This window comes from Amylibacter sp. SFDW26 (assembly GCF_009184395.1).
GTDB lineage: Bacteria > Pseudomonadota > Alphaproteobacteria > Rhodobacterales > Rhodobacteraceae > Amylibacter.
Map to the genome: position 1 here is coordinate 1,044,342 of NZ_WEIC01000001.1, position 17,467 is coordinate 1,061,808.

The 17,467-nt window shown below is 45.0% G+C and carries 18 protein-coding genes and 1 pseudogene; 6 read left to right on the forward strand and 13 right to left on the reverse strand.

What is annotated here, in order from left to right; translation table 11 throughout:
* Positions 1 to 64 precede the first annotated feature (64 nt).
* The 3 genes from F9L33_RS05245 to F9L33_RS05255 form a co-directional block, all read right to left on the reverse strand.
* Entirely contained in the window at positions 65 to 1,387 is a 1,323-nt protein-coding gene (locus tag F9L33_RS05245) for an ankyrin repeat domain-containing protein (protein ID WP_152141661.1), read from the reverse strand.
* A gap of 335 nt (positions 1,388 to 1,722) precedes the next feature.
* Positions 1,723 to 2,343, reverse strand: coding sequence for a hypothetical protein (locus F9L33_RS05250; protein ID WP_152141662.1), 621 nt, complete (start codon positions 2,341 to 2,343; stop codon positions 1,723 to 1,725).
* A 107-nt stretch (positions 2,344 to 2,450) separates the two neighbouring features.
* Entirely contained in the window at positions 2,451 to 3,338 is an 888-nt protein-coding gene (locus F9L33_RS05255) for a HEPN domain-containing protein (protein ID WP_152141663.1), read from the reverse strand.
* Positions 3,339 to 3,663: 325 nt separating this feature from the next.
* On the opposite strand from F9L33_RS05255, the gene F9L33_RS05260 reads away from it, so the two are divergent.
* Positions 3,664 to 4,704 carry a DUF4239 domain-containing protein gene (locus F9L33_RS05260; protein WP_152141664.1) on the forward strand — a complete coding sequence of 347 codons (1,041 nt, stop codon included), beginning with the start codon at positions 3,664 to 3,666 and terminating at the stop codon, positions 4,702 to 4,704.
* Here F9L33_RS05260 and F9L33_RS16055 read toward each other — a convergent pair.
* The 4 genes and pseudogenes from F9L33_RS16055 to F9L33_RS05280 all read right to left on the reverse strand — a co-directional run.
* Positions 4,687 to 4,809: pseudogene (locus F9L33_RS16055) on the reverse strand (hypothetical protein); the annotation flags it as partial. The gene F9L33_RS05260 and the pseudogene F9L33_RS16055 overlap by 18 nt on opposite strands.
* A gap of 36 nt (positions 4,810 to 4,845) precedes the next feature.
* Positions 4,846 to 5,460 carry a hypothetical protein gene (locus F9L33_RS05270; protein ID WP_152141665.1) on the reverse strand — a complete coding sequence of 205 codons (615 nt, stop codon included), beginning with the start codon at positions 5,458 to 5,460 and terminating at the stop codon, positions 4,846 to 4,848.
* A 92-nt stretch (positions 5,461 to 5,552) separates the two neighbouring features.
* Positions 5,553 to 7,352 carry a translation elongation factor 4 gene (lepA, locus tag F9L33_RS05275; RefSeq protein WP_152141666.1) on the reverse strand — a complete coding sequence of 600 codons (1,800 nt, stop codon included), beginning with the start codon at positions 7,350 to 7,352 and terminating at the stop codon, positions 5,553 to 5,555.
* A gap of 156 nt (positions 7,353 to 7,508) precedes the next feature.
* Positions 7,509 to 8,204 carry a hypothetical protein gene (locus tag F9L33_RS05280; protein ID WP_152141667.1) on the reverse strand — a complete coding sequence of 232 codons (696 nt, stop codon included), beginning with the start codon at positions 8,202 to 8,204 and terminating at the stop codon, positions 7,509 to 7,511.
* 273 nt (positions 8,205 to 8,477) lie between these two features.
* On the opposite strand from F9L33_RS05280, the gene F9L33_RS05285 reads away from it, so the two are divergent.
* Positions 8,478 to 8,780, forward strand: coding sequence for a hypothetical protein (locus F9L33_RS05285; RefSeq protein WP_152141668.1), 303 nt, complete (start codon positions 8,478 to 8,480; stop codon positions 8,778 to 8,780).
* On the opposite strand, the gene F9L33_RS05290 is transcribed toward F9L33_RS05285, so the two are convergent.
* From F9L33_RS05290 to rpmB, 3 genes are all read right to left on the reverse strand, one after another.
* A complete protein-coding gene (locus tag F9L33_RS05290; protein ID WP_152141669.1) occupies positions 8,777 to 9,229 on the reverse strand; it encodes a low molecular weight protein-tyrosine-phosphatase in 453 nt (150 codons plus the stop codon). The genes F9L33_RS05285 and F9L33_RS05290 overlap by 4 nt on opposite strands.
* Before the next feature lie 70 nt (positions 9,230 to 9,299).
* The gene (locus F9L33_RS05295; protein WP_226803958.1) at positions 9,300 to 9,839 is read right to left on the reverse strand and encodes a copper chaperone PCu(A)C; all 540 of its coding nucleotides are present in this window, start codon (positions 9,837 to 9,839) and stop codon (positions 9,300 to 9,302) included.
* 128 nt (positions 9,840 to 9,967) lie between these two features.
* Positions 9,968 to 10,252, reverse strand: coding sequence for a 50S ribosomal protein L28 (gene rpmB, locus F9L33_RS05300; RefSeq protein WP_152141670.1), 285 nt, complete (start codon positions 10,250 to 10,252; stop codon positions 9,968 to 9,970).
* A gap of 383 nt (positions 10,253 to 10,635) precedes the next feature.
* On the opposite strand from rpmB, the gene F9L33_RS05305 reads away from it, so the two are divergent.
* On the forward strand, positions 10,636 to 11,349 hold the full coding sequence (locus tag F9L33_RS05305) for a DUF3108 domain-containing protein (protein ID WP_152141671.1): 714 nt from the start codon (positions 10,636 to 10,638) through the stop codon (positions 11,347 to 11,349).
* Between the two features lie 6 nt (positions 11,350 to 11,355).
* A complete protein-coding gene (hrpB, locus tag F9L33_RS05310) occupies positions 11,356 to 13,836 on the forward strand; it encodes an ATP-dependent helicase HrpB (RefSeq protein ID WP_152141672.1) in 2,481 nt (826 codons plus the stop codon).
* Here hrpB and F9L33_RS05315 read toward each other — a convergent pair.
* The 3 genes from F9L33_RS05315 to F9L33_RS05325 all read right to left on the reverse strand — a co-directional run bounded on the left by F9L33_RS05315 (position 13,833) and on the right by F9L33_RS05325 (position 15,791).
* Positions 13,833 to 15,008, reverse strand: a complete 1,176-nt coding sequence (locus F9L33_RS05315) for a benzoate/H(+) symporter BenE family transporter (RefSeq protein ID WP_152141673.1) — start codon at positions 15,006 to 15,008, stop codon at positions 13,833 to 13,835. The genes hrpB and F9L33_RS05315 overlap by 4 nt on opposite strands.
* A 59-nt stretch (positions 15,009 to 15,067) precedes the next feature.
* Positions 15,068 to 15,331 (reverse strand): DUF6280 family protein, encoded by a 264-nt coding sequence (locus F9L33_RS05320; protein WP_152141913.1) that lies wholly within the window; start codon positions 15,329 to 15,331, stop codon positions 15,068 to 15,070.
* A 145-nt stretch (positions 15,332 to 15,476) separates the two neighbouring features.
* The gene (locus tag F9L33_RS05325) at positions 15,477 to 15,791 is read right to left on the reverse strand and encodes a DUF6280 family protein (RefSeq protein WP_152141674.1); all 315 of its coding nucleotides are present in this window, start codon (positions 15,789 to 15,791) and stop codon (positions 15,477 to 15,479) included.
* Between the two features lie 218 nt (positions 15,792 to 16,009).
* Between F9L33_RS05325 and efp the strand changes: the two genes are divergently transcribed.
* Both efp and F9L33_RS05335 read left to right on the forward strand, forming a co-directional pair.
* Positions 16,010 to 16,573, forward strand: a complete 564-nt coding sequence (efp, locus tag F9L33_RS05330; protein WP_152141675.1) for an elongation factor P — start codon at positions 16,010 to 16,012, stop codon at positions 16,571 to 16,573.
* A gap of 78 nt (positions 16,574 to 16,651) precedes the next feature.
* The gene (locus F9L33_RS05335) at positions 16,652 to 17,458 is read left to right on the forward strand and encodes a mechanosensitive ion channel family protein (RefSeq protein ID WP_152141676.1); all 807 of its coding nucleotides are present in this window, start codon (positions 16,652 to 16,654) and stop codon (positions 17,456 to 17,458) included.
* The last annotated feature ends 9 nt before the right edge of the window (positions 17,459 to 17,467 follow it).

A 17,467-nucleotide genomic window follows, 5' to 3' on the forward strand; every position in this document is an offset into this window, starting at 1 on the left:
TTTCTGTAGTAGGCAAAACAATCACAAGAGCTACAAGCTCATAGAAAAACGGGCAGACAAAAGCTCAACGACCAGAGTGCACCGCCCTTTTCAATTCGGCCAAAACTGCATCGCTTAACTGGATTTCATCATCCCGATAATTTCTTGATTTCAGCGCAACATCCAACGCATTATCCCCATCGTCAGTTCGTGTGGATGCATCAACACCCAAATCCAGCAAAGCCAAAACAGCATCAGGATAACGCCCAAAAGACGCCGCCAATATCAAAGCGGTCCGCCCCCAATTATCACCTGCATCAATGTCCGCACCCAAACCAGCAAGCAACCGCATATTTTCGACTTTACCATCATAGGCTGCATGCAGAAAAGCCGTAAAGCCATTACCGTCTTTCATCTCAAGATCGGCACCAGCATCCGCCAAAAGCGAAACAACCTCAGAGGAAGCCCTGCTAGCAGCCAAAATAAGGGCAGATCGATCATGCTCATCCTGCAAATCAACCTGAGCACCAGCATCCAATAAGAGTTTCACAACCGAAGCACGATCCTCTGATGCCGCTTCCATCAAAGGGCTATCGCCGTCAGCGTCGCGCGCATTCACATCTGCACCCGCAGAAATCAGCAATGCAATAAGATCATCGTTGGCTTCTCTGATAGCAAGATTATTAAGTAACGGCGGATCATTAGCCCCTGTTGGTTTTGCATTCACATCTGCGCCTGCATCAATCAAAGCAGCGACCACATCCTTGCGGTTCTTAAAAATTGCAAAATCCAGCGGCGTAGAACCATTTGTGCCAAAGCGCACATTCGGATCAGACCCAGCATCCAAAAGAGCCTGTACAATCTCAAAAGACTGATTTTGATCTAATCCAAGCGCTTTTCTAGCTTTTCTAAACTTGTCAGATACGTTTTGGTCTACACCAAAACCCAATTGCTCAATCGCAATCACCAAAGCCGTCTTACCGTCTTTACGACGCATAAGCGCATCCGCCCCCGCCTCCAGCAGCACATCCACAATCTGCGAAGAAAAGTTCTCCGTTTCAGCCGCATACATCAACGCAGAAGCATTATCATATAAAACCTTATTCACATCAGCCCCCGCCGCAAGAAGCGCACGAACCGCATAAGGTTTTTCATATGTAACAGCGATGCCCAACGGTGTGTCACCGTATTCACAAATCTGGTTCACATCCAAACGATCCAAAGGCACATCCGCAAACGCATCACGCGATACAGTTTGCCACCAATTGTGATCGCATATTTTCCCACTGTAATCCGCCGCTTTCGAAATAGTCATAAAAACACTACCGCCCCATATAGAAAGCCCAAGCAAAGAAACCGCAGCAGCGGCTTTCACAACACCATTCATTTCACGTAACATCGCAAACATATAAAACCTTTTCTTTACAATGATTTAGATGATAAATTTTAGATGAATCAATGGCACCGTAATATAAAGTAAAAAGCAACGAAAGCTATAAAAACACCCCAAAGAGCACGGCGGCATTCACAAAAAATTTACCCCGCGTCCAACCCCGCAATATAATCGCGATACACCCGATCCGTCACATCGCGCAGCAGTTCAAAGCTCACAACATTATTTGCACAGGTTTGAAGTGTGGTGAAGGCCATGGGTAATTTTCGTATTTAGAAATCACCTAGAAGAAAACGTTACAAATTGAAAGGCACCTTATTGACTGTTCTATAAAGCAACCACCAACACGATCACTTTATAACGCAGTTTTTTTGCAGGACGTTAGCTTTCTTATCACAAGATACGCTTACCATTTTCAGAACCTCATATTTCATCTTATGAGCAATCTCACCATACTGCTGCACCATCATAGCCTTTGCTCTTTTAATGGCAGCAGCGCGGTTTCCCTCACGACCAGATCGGATAACAACAACGCCAGGTGCAAAATTGGCAACCCATGTACGATCGTGCGGCCAATAAGTATTGGCTACAAATGTCCCATATGTAAATGCGTACAAGCCCTTACCCTTTGGTTCTTCCCAATTTATAGCATATCGGTACCCATTCACCCTAAACGCATCAAAGTGTTTCCGAGACAATTTAGTTCTCTGGCGTAAGAACGTTTCTCTAAAGCCATAACTGACTTTGCCCTTACAAAGCACTGCGAACCCTTTTTTGCTATTTACGGGACAAAAACTCATTCCCCATAACCTGTCACCACGGTATTCTTTTGGCCTATCAACGGGGTCAGGCATCTCTTGAAATAGAACAACAGCATTGGGATTAAGCTTCATACTTTCGGCAGCCATTACCGTCATCGGAAAAATGGTCAGCACAACAGCTGTCAGTGAGTGGAAAAAATAACGTAGCATTGAGGTCCCCTTTTATTATCAAAATCCAATATCAAGCTTTTGAAAATTAACAAAAAACCTACAAAGATAACTAAAATAGTCACTTCACCATTTTGACGCAGCGCACTTTAATCCGCGCCTAAACCCGCAATATAATCCTTGCACACGCGATCCGTCACATCACGCAGCACGGTAACGCGGTCGATCAGATAGCGCAGCTGATCGGCCTCGATGCTGTATTCTTTTTTATAACGTGCCTCGATATAGGCATCGCGCAGCAGTTTGAAACAGTTGGCTTGCCACGGATCGCCCAGATTGAAAATCTCGGTAAAGGCATTGTCGCGCCCCTTACAACGGTTCCAAAGTTTTGCCAGATCATGGGTTTTAGGACGCTCATCCGTCAAAACCAAAACAGCACAGGTCAGCAGGTTTTCTGCTGCTTGGTGTAAATAAAATGCTGATTGATTGTTTTCATTATCGTCCAATTGACGCTGGCTATCTTTTAAAAACAATCTGCTTTTATCAAACCAAACATCATAATGCTCTTGGGCAACCTCACGCCGCTCAGCCACATCCAAATCCCGTGGCCCCGACAGCGGATAATCCTCTGCCTCATAAAACAGCACCCCTTCATTCACGATATCCGTGTAAAAATAATGCTTTTGTTCCAATCGCTTGTTCAGGTCTTCGTAAGCTTCCACAATCACATTGGGCGTATGTTTCAACCGATCTTTGTAGAACTTCAACGTGTCGTTCAAATGACTTTCAAACCGCTGCCCACTGGACCCTTTGCCATATTTCTTGGCCTTGGTGACCACCAAAAAATCCAGATCAGAGGCATAGATATACTGACCATTGTTATACTGCGTGATGTCATAGACCCAATCACCACGCGCAAATGATCCAAACAGAATAATATGGCTGGCCTTATCTTCTGATGCCTCACGCAACATATCCGCCACAGCCGCAATATGCTTCTGCTCCTTTAAAGATCGTTCTGGAAGGTCCCTGCGCATACGCCCGTCTTATATTTGTTTTGGGTTTTATAGCGTGGATTGGGATACAGGGGAAGTAATGATCATTCAAAGCACCGCGCTTGCCACACCCCAATCCGTGCAAAGCACGGATAGCGCCTGACCCTCCCCCACGGGAGGGCGCTTCACGCCCACCCTCGGGTCAGTCGCTGGTTTTTTAATTTGCCTTTCCTTTTTAATAAAGCAATGAAAATCGATAGTGCTTCTAAAAATATGAAAGCTTTTAAATATTAGAAATAATATTTAAGTTGCAAAAGTAATATAAATGTGGCTGTTTAAGCTCCATTAATCCTTATTGAGTTATATTATGAACATATTTGATAGAAACGCACTAATATATTGCATCCACTTATTAGTTGTAATAGCGACAGCATATTTCGCCTTTAAAGGTAATTTTTTTACTTGGTATTATGTTTTAATAGTAGCTTTGCCTTTATTATTGTCATCGTTTCCTAGACTTAAAAATTACTCTTATACAATCAATGTAAGGATATTATTTCCAATTTCCATAGGTTTGTTATGTGTATGTTTTTTCCATTATTTCCCGCATTTAATGATACCAGATACAGGAACATTATCGCCGAGTACTTATGGAATAAAAAATGACACGGGTTCTGTAACTCAAGACTTTTTCGCTGTTAACCCTATATTCAAAGATGCCGTATCTGTTTTATATGCAATCTGCGCAGCCTTCATGTTGTGGAAAGGCTTAACTGACTTCGATGAACTAAAACATGTTTTGTATGAAGAAGCCAACGAAGTGAAAACAATTTCTGATTACTCAAACTATTTTATTGTTAGTGGTGAAATCGAATATCATAAACCCTATGTACTTACTTTAAGAAAGAAACTGTTCTCTTATTTAGAGAATATGCTTCAAGGAAATAAAATTGTAGCAAATTCAAAAAATGAAGACGTTCTAGAAGAATGTATGGCAACAGTAGGAAAACTTAATCCTGGTGATTTCAATGATCAAATTGCACTTGGTGAAATAATGAAAAGCTTATCTAGAATTTCTGTGCTGAGATCACATAGAACTGTATGTATTGAGAAAAAGATGTCACCATTCATTCTTACTCTAATGTTTATGATGTCTGCAACAATGGTAGCATCATTCTTTGGCAAGGCATCCGGAGAAGTTTCAATTGATTATATATATGTATTTCTTTTACCTGCATTTTATACTTCCATTTTTATGACACTAGTTGATCTAGGTTCACCATTCGATGGTTATTGGTCAATAAAACTCGGTGCTGTAGAGACCGCAATGTCAAAATTAAAAGAACAAATTTCTCAGACTGAAGATGATATAGAAACCTCTAATCAAGCGTCACTCATCCATCTTTAACGCAGAAATAAACGCCTGTTGCGGTATCTCTACCTTACCAAACTGGCGCAGCTTCTTCTTACCCGCCTTCTGTTTGTCCAACAGATTCTTCTTCCGCGACACGTCTAATTTGATCCAAGCCTGAATAGAGAAGCTATACATTTATTTTAACGTACATTTGTTATGATTGATCTGAAATTGTACAAATGCGTTTTTAAAAGTACACTTTACTGGTGCAGCTTTAAATGAAACAAATTTCATCTTCTTTGTAAGTTCAGCACCATATTGCTTTTTAAAAGCCGCCTTGGCCCGCTTTAGCGAAGCACTATATCCGTTCTTCCAATCTGTTAGTGGGAGCGTAATCACAGCAACTGTGCCACCTTCCAAGTTGGCAATCTGTGTCACTTCATTTGGGCCATATAATTTATTACTCCAGCCTCCTTGCGCGGTTATGGTGCCTTTAGAAAATGCATACAAGCCTTTGGCTTGTGGCTTCATCCATTGGATATCGTATTCATAGACACCAACGTCAACGACATCGTAAACTTCCTTGGACCATCCAGGATATGAGTATGCTTTGTAACCACAACTACCTTTAAACGTATTCTTTTTACCAACTGGGCAGAATGTCATTTGGACAGCCTTATTATGATCAAACCGAGACGTATCAGTTTCTACAATAATGACGGTTCTTTCTGGGTCTCCTGTAAAAATTCCAGCATACGCTGGTGATATAGAGAAAAGAGATAATGATATTAGTGATAAAAATTTAAGCATAAAAAACCTTTAATTAAACAAAACGCTTCAAAACTGATCTATAAAACCAAGCATATAGAAAAGAACGAAGCAACATTTAATTCACAGATGGCTTACTCATCCATCTTCAACGCAGAAATAAACGCCTGCTGCGGTATCTCTACCTTACCAAACTGGCGCATCTTTTTCTTACCCGCCTTCTGTTTGTCCAACAGCTTCTTCTTACGCGATACGTCCCCGCCGTAACATTTCGCCGTCACATCTTTGCGCATCGCAGCCAGTGTTTCGCGTGCGATGATACGGCCGCCAATGGCTGCCTGAATAGGGATTTTGAACATATGGCGTGGGATCAAATCCTTTAGCTTTTCGCACATCACACGCCCGCGCATCTCAGCACGGTCACGGTGAACCATTGTAGAGAGTGCATCCACAGGTTCATCATTCACCAAAATCTGCATCTTAACCAAGAAATCCTGACGGTAGCCTTCCATCGAATAATCAAACGACGCATAGCCCTTGGTCACCGATTTCAGACGATCATAGAAATCAAACACCACTTCATTAAGCGGCAGATCATAAACCACCATCGCGCGTGTGCCCGCATAAGTCAGGTCTTCTTGGATACCACGGCGGTCTTGGCACAGTTTCAGCACATCGCCCAGATATTCATCAGGCACCAATATTGTCGCCTTAATCCGCGGTTCTTCGATATGATCCACATGGGTCAGATCAGGCATATCCGCAGGGTTGTGCAGTTCGATCACTTCACCATCACGCATATGGATGTGGTAAATCACAGACGGTGCCGTCGTGATCAGCTCGATCCCATATTCGCGTTCCAAACGGTCGCGGATCACTTCCAAATGCAACAGACCCAGGAAGCCACAACGGAACCCGAAACCAAGGGCCGCAGATGTTTCCATCTCATGGCTGAAACTTGCATCATTCAGTGACAGCTTGCTGATCGCCTCACGCAGATCTTCAAACTCGGCGTTATCAACTGGGAACAAGCCACAGAACACCACAGGCTGGCTGGGCGCAAAACCCTCTAACGGTTCAGCGCATTCCTTTTTGTCATGCGTGATCGTATCGCCCACAGCCGTATCGCGCACTTGTTTGATCGATGCCGTTAAAAAGCCAAGCTCCCCTGGCCCCAACCCATCAATATTTTCCATCTGCGGACGGAACACGCCCACACGGTCCACAGGGTACGTCGCACCCGTATTCATCATGCGGATTTTATCGCCCTTTTTCAGGTACCCATCCACAACACGCACCAAAACCACAACGCCCAGATAAGCGTCATACCAACTGTCCACCAACATCGCTTTCAGTGGCGCATCTGGATTACCTTCGGGGGCTGGCAAACGCGTGACAATCGCTTCTAATACATCAGGAATACCAATTCCCGTCTTGGCACTGATCTGCACCGCATCCGTTGCATCAATGCCAATCACATCTTCGATCTGTTCCGCCACACGGTCCACATCTGCCGCTGGCAAATCGATTTTGTTCAACACAGGCACAATCTCATGATCCGCCTCAATCGCATGGTACACATTCGCCAATGTCTGCGCTTCCACACCTTGGGAAGCATCCACAACCAACAACGACCCTTCAACAGCACGCATAGACCGCGACACCTCATAAGCGAAATCAACGTGCCCCGGTGTGTCGATCAGGTTCAGGATATACGTCTCGCCATCCTGCGCTTTATACTCAATCCGAACCGAGTTCGCTTTGATGGTAATCCCACGCTCTTTTTCGATATCCATAGTATCCAGCATCTGCGCTTCCATATCGCGCTCCGCAACAGTGCCCGTTTGCTGAATCAAACGATCCGCAAGCGTAGATTTCCCATGGTCAATATGTGCAACAATCGAAAAGTTGCGGATTTTAGATAGATCAGTCATGGATATGGGATATGATATGGAATTGCGCGGTGGTCAATGGGGTATAGACAATCCACGCACTGGCATTGATTCCAAAATAACGCCCTCCTCTTAAAGCATGTCCTGTTTGACGAACTTATACGACCTGTCTTCAACAAGGAGAGGTGTAAGACCTACCTATTGCAGCGTATTAGTAAACTGTGCCCATTCGAGCATATTTACACCCAAAACTCGAACAAAGCCAAAAGTCAGCATACAACCGAATAAAAAATAAAGAGGAACGCGGCCAAGAGCATAACCACGCAGAAACAGCCCCATGAACCCCACCAACAATGATAAAAACGCAAGAATAACTGCGATAAGAAGGCCACCATTTGCAAATGTATTCGCCGTCTCTGTTTCAATTAACCGCGCGGCAGATGACAAGAACATATAAAGGCAAGCGATCATACCAAGGACAAAACCAATTAATGAGGTAATTACCCGCGTTTTGTTTGAGGCTTGCCGCACAGGTTGTACCATATTGTTCGGAGTTTCATAAGCAGTAACATTATTAGCTTTAGCAGTTGCCCGTACAATCGTTATAATACCGAATAGTACTGCAATTGCCCCCACAAGACCAAGTCCCGCCGCTGCCCCTATACCGCCACTACTTTTAATTACTTGATAATTTTCATTTGCATTTTTAATGAAGTAATTACCAAGTCCAATACTTCCTCCACCCAACGCAGCCAGTTTGTAGTTTACCTTGAATGCTCTTACTTTACTTCCTCTTGAGCGCGGTTTGTAATCTATACATTCATTTATGGGTTCAGGTTGTTGTGAATGTTTATTGATCCGTTGCAAACGATCTTGAAAATCTTTTTTGGTCATAATGTAAATCTCTAAGCTTTAAAAATAAAATTTTGACTTTTACATGTACATAAAATTAGGCAAAAATTTGACTACAGCAAAATCTTTTAACCAACTATGATAATTTACCCCCTGCCTCAATCACACATTTTGTCATACGCACGGTGCACGTCCTGTGCACGCGGATCATACACGGTTTTGTGCGGTTTCATCCCCTTGCCCAACCTCGCAGTTTCGGGCATATCTTAATAAAATGATGGGGCATCCCACGAGATATATGACATGAGAGCGGCCATGAAAATTTTACTGACGACTTGCGCAATTTCACTTCTGGCAACACCGCTTTTTGCGGGCCCGATCGAACGTGCCTGTAACGCCTCTGATCGTCAAAATGCGTCTCGGTCTTTATGTTCCTGCATCCAAGATGTCGCCGATGTGCGTTTGTCCAGCAAGGACCAAAAACAAGCTGCGAAATTCTTTAAAGAACCGCAATTGGCGCAAGACACACGTCAGTCGGATAATGCTGCTAAAGAACGCTTTTGGTTACGTTATAAAGAATGGGGTCAGATTGCTGCTTTGCAGTGCGCACCGTCCTAAGACAGCGCTTTAATCAGCCCCCTGCTGGCCTCTTCGATCAGATCAAAAACACCCTCAAAGTTATCCTCGTAATACGGATCAGGAACCTCTGTAAGTGGTTGATTTGGGGCGTATTCTAGGAATAATTTCAACTCCGCTTGGCTGCCACAAGGTGCAATGGATTTCAGGTTGTTCAGATTGCTTTTGTCCATCGCTAAGATCAGATCAAATTGATTGAAATCTTCCTGACAAACTTGCCGTGATCTTTGTTCAGACAGGTCATACCCACGGGATGCGGCCTCTGCCATCGCACGCCGATCTGGCTGTTCGCCCACATGCCAGCCCCCTGTACCAGAGCTGTCAACAATCACATCCAAACCAGCCTGTGCCGCCAGCCCCCGAAACACGCCTTCGGCGGTGGGGGAACGGCAAATATTGCCAAGGCATACAAACATAATTTTAGAAGGCATCGTGATGTCCTTAATCTGGGTTTTGACCAGAATAACGGTCGAGCACGCTTTGAACCCGACCGTTTAACTATCAGTGGTGTGCTTCACCAGAGGCAGGCTTACGTTCCAAGTCCACAGGGATTTGAATGGTGATTTCTCCTGCCTTTTCAAAGACTAAAGTAATTTCGACCGTATCCCCATGGTTCAAAGCATGCTTCAAACCCATCATCATGACATGATCACCACCACGCTTTAAGTGTGCTTCACCATTCGCAGGAAGATCAAAACCATCCTCATCTGGACGCATCATCATAATGCCATTTTCGCCTTCGATATGCGTGTGCAATTCAACCATATTTGCAACGTCCGTAGATGCTGCAATCAAACGATCATCTTGCGCGTTGTAATTCTTGATTACCATGAATGCAGCACCTGCTTTTGCAGAAGCGCCATTTGCACGGGCATACGCACCTTCAACAACAACGCCTTCGCTTGGCGTTACTTGATGTGCAAACATAGATTCACCATCCATTTTGTGTTTCAATACAACCCCAAGAAACACAAACGCCGTGATAACAACAAGACCCGCTAGAACAATTGCAAATGTACCTGACTTTTGTTTTTCAGCCATTTTTCAATCCTCTTTAAATTTAAATATCTGTGCGGAACCTATTCTTATCAGCCCAGAGTCCAACATGACAAAAAGAAGCGGCCTCAAAGTTTCCTTTGAGGCCGCCAAATTTCCAAAAAACGAAAAGCTTATTCAGCTTGCGCTTTTGCAATGTCTTTCTTAACTTTCAAAGCGTTTGCAGACAATTCGCTGTCTTTCGCTTTTGCCAAGAACGCATCAAAACCACCACGGTGATCGATTGTGCGTAATGCAGCTGCTGAAATGCGGAACTTGAATGAACGACCAAGCACATCGCTTGCCAAAGTCACATCATTCAGGTTCGGCAAAAAGCGGCGTTTAGTTCTGTTTTTAGCGTGGCTGACATTGTTGCCAGTCATTGGACCTTTACCAGTCAATTCGCAAACACGTGACATGTCTAGCTTCCTTGCATTTGTCCAACGGGCCCTTTGCCCCTTGGCACTTGAATTTCGAGCCGCACCTTTATGCCCGATATTGTTGGGCGTCAAGGGATTCTCTGGCTGTAAGTGTGAATTTATCCACATATACTGCGTTGTTACGGCGTTTGACAGGTTAAGCTGTAAGTTTCAAGAGCTGACAATACACCAGAGTAAGGTCGATAAAGATCGCTTTACTGTAATAATGAGGGCATTTTATGCGAATATCTGCGCATTCTATGTAGAAAACTGGTTTTTCATACGATTCATTTCAACTTTGTTAAATACTGTGATGATGGCCCTCTTATATTTATGGGAATTGCTTCATAAATTGACACAAACAAATAATTTCGGAGTATCCGATGAAATCTATCGTGCAGTCACTTTCTCTCATAGGCGCCCTCAGCTTTACAACTGGCGCATATGCGGAAAACATAAACCTCAATCTTTATGCCTTCGGCATTAAAGCCGGAACGATCACCGTTAATGCAGCTGAAACCCCTGACGCCTATGCAGTACGCGGTGCAGTGACGCCGACTAAGTTGCTTAAGAAAATCAAAGACATTGGATATACTGGTTCTGCAACGGGTGTGGTCAAAAAAGATGCACTACAAGTTCGTAAGTATTCTGGAAACGCACGCACTGGGTCGCGTAATTCAGTCGTTAAAATGCGCTGGAAAGGTAGCAGGCCTATTGTCGATACCTATAACCCAGAACGCGCAAGGCGTGATTATGACCTGACACCCTCTAAACAAACTGGCACGATTGATTTGTTGTCTTCAGCCTATCTGACATTCAAAACTGCCACGCCCGAGACTTTGTGTAATTCAAGACGCAAAATGTTTGATGGGCGCCGTTTGTCTGAATTGTCTTTGGGTAAGCCAAAAATTTCAGGCACAACGGCAACATGTAATGGTAATTACAAGCGTCTTGCAGGATTTTCGCCTGACAAGATGAAAAAGAAGGTCAACTTTCCATTCTCAGTACGCTATGAGCAGAATGATGATGGAACATACCGCTTTCAAGAATTCACGGCTGATGCCTCTATCGGCAAAATACGCGCCACACGAAAGTAAGGTGCTATGAGTGCAGTGCTGCCGATTGAGGCAGCCCTGCCCGATCTACTGGCTGCACTGCAATCGGATAACCAAGCCGTCCTTCAAGCTCCACCAGGTGCAGGTAAAACCACACGCATTCCTTTATTCCTGCTGGAACAATCCCTATTTGATCGCAAAATATTAATGTTAGAACCCAGACGTTTAGCAGCGCGTGCCGCGGCGGAACGTATGGCAGATATCTTGGGTGAACCTGTTGGCAAAACGGTTGGGTACCGTATGCGAGGGGACAATAAATCCTCTGCCAATACTAAGATCGAAGTTGTGACTGAGGGTATTTTAACCCGTATGATCCAAAGCAATCCTGAACTACCTGACATATCCTGTGTGATTTTCGATGAATTTCATGAACGCAGTTTGCAAGCCGATCTTGGTTTGGCTTTATCATTAGAAATTCGCAGCGCATTACGCGAAGATCTGTGCATCATTGCCATGTCCGCCACATTGGATGCCGCGCCAGTCGCAAAACTGATGGGTGATGCACCGATTGTCACATCTATGGGTAAGTCATATCCAGTGGAACAACGGTTTTTATCCCGTCCATGGGCACAGCAAGGACGCAAAGGTCCAAGATTAGAAGATGCAACTGCCTCTTTAATCAAAACAGCCATTTCGGAAACCGAAGGTGGCGTTTTGGTATTCCTACCTGGTGCGGGTGAGATTAACCGCGTTCAACAATTATTAGGGAATTCATTGGGATCAGACGTTGCTGTGAAACCGCTTTATGGTGCTATGCCATTCAAAGACCAGCGTGCAGCAATAGAGCCGCCGAAATCAGGGCGCAAAGTGGTCTTGGCAACCTCTATTGCCGAAACATCCCTAACCATTCCTGATATTCGCGTCGTCGTAGATGCGGGTCGCGCACGTCGTGCCCAGTTTGATGGCAACTCTGGTATGTCTCGCCTTGTTACCCAGCGCGTGACCAAGGCCGAAGCCACCCAACGCGAGGGGCGTGCGGGGCGTGTAGCAGAAGGTGTCTGTTATAAACTTTGGACCAAAGGTGAAAACGGCGGCATGGCGGCTTTTCCAGAGCCTGAAATACGGTCCACCGATCTGACAGGTTTGGTTTTGGAATTGGCGCTTTGGGGCACAAATGACCCAACAGAAATGGCATTTCTAAGCCCGCCACGCGAAAATGATTTCGCAACAGCGCAAAACCTACTGCACATGCTGGGCGCATTAGATGACGATGGGCGTATTACAGACTATGGTCGTAAGCTTGCAACCCAACCAACCCATGCAAGATTGGCTCATGTGTTAATGCAAGCAGGGTCAGGTGCAGATTTATTAGCTGCATTGTTAGAGGCGCGCGATCCATTGGTGCGTGAAAATCGTCAATTTCCAAGTGACTTAACATTACGGTGGGAAGCTTTGCGCGATATGGGAAAATTCCATGCTGAACGCCCGTATAAAGCCAACCGTATTACGATTGATGCCATCAAAAAAGAGGCGAAACGACTGAAACCTCAAGGTGGTAAGTCGCTTTCTTTGGGTGCAATGTGTGCCCTTGCCTATCCAGACCGCATTGGATTGCGACGCAAGGGGGATGCACCGAGATACCTGTTATCTGGGGGCAAAGGTGCTGTTTTTGAACTTGGTGACAGTTTAGCAAACCAACGCATGATCGTGGCAACAGATTTGGATGGCGATGCGAAAGAGGCACGTATTCGTTTGGCTGTCGCCCTACCAGAGGAAGATTTCACGAAGCTTTACGGGGGTCAGATCGAAGATCGTAAACTCTGTATCTGGAACAAACGTGATCGCCGCGTAGATGCCCGCATACAAAAGTGTTTTCAAGCTTTGGTTCTGGAAGATCACAATTGGAAAGATTGCCCAGCCGATGAGTTGGCCGCAGGTATGGTCGAAGGCGTGCGTGATTTGGGGTTAAGCATACTTCCCATGTCAAAAGCCGCCACACTATATCGCGCCCGTGTGCAATGGTTGGCCGATAAAGGTGCTGATGTACCTAATCTGTCTGATGAAACCTTGTTGGATACATTGGAAACATGGTTACAGCCGCATCTATCAGGCATGAAAAAGCCCGATGATCTGAAACACCTTGATATGACAATGATCATTAAAGGATGCTTGTCTTGGGAAGAACAACAGCGTGTTGATCAGCTGGCCCCTGCCGCAATCAAAGCCCCAACAGGCACAACACTTGCGATTGATTACAGTGGAGAACAGCCCAGTGTGTCTGTTCGCTTACAAGAACTGTTTGGGTTGACCCAGCATCCTTGTGTTGGCCCAGATCGCTTACCATTGTTGATCAATCTTCTGTCCCCAGCACAACGCCCCGTACAAATGACGGCTGATTTGCCCAATTTTTGGAAAACATCTTATGGAGATGTGCGCAAAGATATGCGCGGGCGTTATCCCAAACACCCATGGCCAGAGGACCCGACTGTTGCAGAACCCACGCGCCGTGTGAAACCGCGTAAAAACTAAGATTTACGCCATTTCAATCCTGCAAGCATAGCAATACCTGCTAGCAATCCCCAAAATGGGGCGGATATGCCAAGTAGGCTGATCCCCGATGCTGTGATAAGAAAGGTTAAACCTGCTGCTTCTCTTTCATCGGCCGTTTCCACGGTTCCTTTTAAAGCGCCAACAAATGCACCTATTAATGCCAAACCCGCTACTGCTTTGATCAATGCAACGGGTGCTAATGCAACAAAAGCAATCGCAGCCCCAACTATGGGCACAAGCATGAGATAAAAAATGCCTGACATAATAGATGACCAATATCTTTTCTTGGGATCAGGTCCCGCTTCATCACTGGCGCACATAGCAGCCGTGATAGCAGCAAGGTTAATACCGTGTCCGCCAAAGGGTGCGGAAAACACTGTGAATAGCCCTGTGACCCAGAACAGCTCCCCTGCTTTGGGAGCATAATCATAGGCACGCAAAACGCCGTAACCCGTTATATTTTGCGATGCCATCGTTACGATAAACAATGGAACACCCACACCGATCATAGCCTGCCATGTGAACTGGGGTGTTACAAATTCTGGAAATACGAATGCTGCTGCAGCGACAGTTTGCATTTGTTCAGAACTGACACCAATGCCTGCGAAAAGAATAACCGCAAAGACAGCCAATGCCGCAGGCACAGCCCAGAGTTTATTGATTTGCCCTATCCCGATCCATGTAAGTAAAATCAATAAACCATAAAGTGGGAAATCATTGATCGCCATGAAAGGCGCTAAACAAAGGGGTAACAGAACCCCTGCCAACATCGCATTTGCAAGGGACAATGGTATGTTAGACACCAAGCGTTCCAATGGCTTCCACAAGCCAGCCAAAACCACAAGTGCGCCTGCAACAACAAAGGCACCAACTGCCGCAGAAAACCCACCCGCCAGCACACCTGTTGAGGCCAACAAGGCAGCACCTGGTGTCGACCATGCTATGGTAATCGGCATTTTCGTTTTTAATGACAGATAGATTTCGCAGATTGCTTTAAAAAAGCAGAGCATCATCAGGCCGGAAATCACCTGCACGTCCGTAGCACCCACAGCATAAAGCCCCTGCATTACGACAGCAAAGGACGCAGCAAACCCTACAAAGGTTGTAAGGAATCCTGTGAATATCGCTTTGGGTGTAATGTCTTTTATCATAAAGACATATTCACCCAAACGGCAGCCTTGTCATCCAAAAATGATACTATTGGTACAATTTAGCGATTTGTATCATCGCGTGATAAAGCCATCGATGTGCGAACACCGCGCGCCACAAATGCCATCATTCCTTTTACACAGCGCTCACTTGGTTCAATCCCAGCACATGTCAAAACTTCACGTCCATCACGCGATTGCGCCCAGCGTTTAATAGTTTCTGTCCCGTTACCGTATTTTTTATCGTCGATGATTGCGTCATCTAATGCAGCCAATACCACTGCTGAAAAGAGTTTTTGAAAGGTTGCAGTCCCTTCAGAAGCCATAGATGCCAAAACGTTTTTCTCCCTACGTTGTCATTTAAACTCATAAGGAGAAATATAGCCAAAATCTTAGTCAGGATGATGAAAGGTATTTGTTAAAAAAAAGGCGCCTTCAAAGAGGCGCCTTTTTTTCGTCTATTTAATTAATTTATGCAGCTTCTTTAGCCGCTGCTTGGCGTTCGCTTTCTTCACGGGACAGCGCAACAGATGTACGCACACCACGGGAAACAAATTCCATCATACCTTTTACACAACGTTCAGTTGGCTCAATACCAGCACACATCAGAACTTCGCGTCCATCACGGGAGCGCGCCCAGCGTGCAATTGATTCAACACCATTGCCATATTTCTTGTCATCTGCGATTGCGTCATCTAGGGCAGCTAGGACGACAGCGGCAAACAACTTGGCAGAGCGTTTACCTTGGTCATTGGTGAAAGCAGAATTATCGATTGTATCAAACATTTTCGTCTTGATCTTTTCTCTTATTTCTAGGTTCGGGCCTTTATGTCATTTTTGTGATGATTCGTGTCATGCTCATATGGAATAGCTTGTATGCATTTTACGCATGACTATTTTGGCAGTCCCCGAACCGATCCCACATCGGCTTGCTTATAGCAGGAGGTCATTATATAGACCCATTAAATAATTTTTCAACCTTTTCAAACGAAAGCAGCGAAAACATGCCTAAGATCAATGGGAACGAAATCCGCCCTGGTAATATTCTTGAACACAATGACGGTCTTTGGATCGCAGTAAAAGTGGACCATGTGAAACCAGGTAAAGGCGGTGCTTTTGCCCAAGTAGAGATGAAGAATCTGCGTAACAATTCAAAATTGAACGAACGTTTTCGTTCTGCGGACAAGGTTGAAAAGGTACGTTTAGACCAAAAAGACCAGCAATTCTTATATGAATCAGATGGTATGTTGGTTTTCATGGATTTGGAAACATACGAGCAAATTGAATTACCAGCAGACATTTTAGGTGACCGTCGCCCGTTCCTTCAAGATGGCATGACCATCAAAATTGAATACCACGAATCTGAAGCTTTAAGTGCTGAAGTTCCCCAAAAGGTCGTTTGCAAAGTTGCCGAGACTGAACCCGCTGTAAAAGGTCAAACAGCGGCCAATAGCTTTAAACCTGCAGTTTTAGACAACGGTGTTCGTGTGATGATTCCCCCTTTTGTTAGCCAGGATGAAGATATCGTGGTGAACACGGAAACAATGGAATACGCAGAACGCGCGTAAATAAATTCCTACTGGGGCGTTGAAAAGCGCCCTATCGGTACCTACCTTCCCCCTACTAATAACCATTTAGGGGGAAACATGTTTAATTCCATAAATAGTGTCGGCGGTTGGTTTGCAGCAAATACTGTAAACATCCTGTATGCCGTGGCGATCATTCTCATCGCAATCTGGGCTTCTAACTTCATCAAAAAGCTCATCGTTGGTATGGGCGAAAATTATGAAAAGCTAGATGAAACGCTTTTCCATTTCTTAGGCTCTATAGCACGTTACGCTGTTTTGGCTTTTGCAGGCATTGCAGTCTTGAACCGCTTTGGCATCGAAACAACATCTCTCATCGCACTGATCGGTGCCGCAGGTCTGGCCGTTGGTTTGGCTCTACAAGGTACCCTATCCAATCTAGCTGCTGGCGTAATGCTATTGATGTTCCGCCCCTATAAAGTCGGTGACTTTGTTCAAGCAGCCGATACATTTGGTAAGGTTGATGCCATCACGCTGTTCACAACAGATATGATCACATTCGACAATCAACATATCATTGTCCCAAATGCCAGTATTTGGGGGGCTAAGATCACCAATCATTCGCACCACAACATCCGCGGTGTCGATATGGTGGCTTCTGTTGCTTATGGGACGGACATTAAAAAAGCCAAGGCAAGTATTGCTAAGGTTCTAAAGGCCAACAAAAACGTTTTGGCTGATCCTGCCCCTTTTGTAGAGGTGGAGACTTTGGCAGCGAGTTCCGTTGATCTGTTGGTACGTCCATTTTGCGAAGGTGAGCATTACTTCGATGTGAAATATTCTCTTCCTCAAGCCATCTATGAGCAGTTCCAAAAAGACGGCATCGAAATCCCATTCCAACAAATCGTTGTTCACAACGCAAAGTAAGAATGAAAA

Excerpts from the sequence above, each read along its gene's own strand:
- F9L33_RS05245 (WP_152141661.1), bottom strand. The coding sequence starts at position 1,387 with ATGTTTGCGATGTTACGTGAAATGAATGGTGTTGTGAAAGCCGCTGCT.
- F9L33_RS05250 (WP_152141662.1), bottom strand. The coding sequence starts at position 2,343 with ATGCTACGTTATTTTTTCCACTCACTGACAGCTGTTGTGCTGACCATT.
- F9L33_RS05255 (WP_152141663.1), bottom strand. The coding sequence starts at position 3,338 with ATGCGCAGGGACCTTCCAGAACGATCTTTAAAGGAGCAGAAGCATATT.
- F9L33_RS05260 (WP_152141664.1), top strand. The coding sequence starts at position 3,664 with ATGAACATATTTGATAGAAACGCACTAATATATTGCATCCACTTATTA.
- F9L33_RS05270 (WP_152141665.1), bottom strand. The coding sequence starts at position 5,460 with ATGCTTAAATTTTTATCACTAATATCATTATCTCTTTTCTCTATATCA.
- lepA (WP_152141666.1), bottom strand. The coding sequence starts at position 7,352 with ATGACTGATCTATCTAAAATCCGCAACTTTTCGATTGTTGCACATATT.
- F9L33_RS05280 (WP_152141667.1), bottom strand. The coding sequence starts at position 8,204 with ATGACCAAAAAAGATTTTCAAGATCGTTTGCAACGGATCAATAAACAT.
- F9L33_RS05285 (WP_152141668.1), top strand. The coding sequence starts at position 8,478 with ATGAAAATTTTACTGACGACTTGCGCAATTTCACTTCTGGCAACACCG.
- F9L33_RS05290 (WP_152141669.1), bottom strand. The coding sequence starts at position 9,229 with ATGCCTTCTAAAATTATGTTTGTATGCCTTGGCAATATTTGCCGTTCC.
- F9L33_RS05295 (WP_226803958.1), bottom strand. The coding sequence starts at position 9,839 with ATGGCTGAAAAACAAAAGTCAGGTACATTTGCAATTGTTCTAGCGGGT.
- rpmB (WP_152141670.1), bottom strand. The coding sequence starts at position 10,252 with ATGTCACGTGTTTGCGAATTGACTGGTAAAGGTCCAATGACTGGCAAC.
- F9L33_RS05305 (WP_152141671.1), top strand. The coding sequence starts at position 10,636 with ATGAAATCTATCGTGCAGTCACTTTCTCTCATAGGCGCCCTCAGCTTT.
- hrpB (WP_152141672.1), top strand. The coding sequence starts at position 11,356 with ATGAGTGCAGTGCTGCCGATTGAGGCAGCCCTGCCCGATCTACTGGCT.
- F9L33_RS05315 (WP_152141673.1), bottom strand. The coding sequence starts at position 15,008 with ATGATAAAAGACATTACACCCAAAGCGATATTCACAGGATTCCTTACA.
- F9L33_RS05320 (WP_152141913.1), bottom strand. The coding sequence starts at position 15,331 with ATGGCTTCTGAAGGGACTGCAACCTTTCAAAAACTCTTTTCAGCAGTG.
- F9L33_RS05325 (WP_152141674.1), bottom strand. The coding sequence starts at position 15,791 with ATGTTTGATACAATCGATAATTCTGCTTTCACCAATGACCAAGGTAAA.
- efp (WP_152141675.1), top strand. The coding sequence starts at position 16,010 with ATGCCTAAGATCAATGGGAACGAAATCCGCCCTGGTAATATTCTTGAA.
- F9L33_RS05335 (WP_152141676.1), top strand. The coding sequence starts at position 16,652 with ATGTTTAATTCCATAAATAGTGTCGGCGGTTGGTTTGCAGCAAATACT.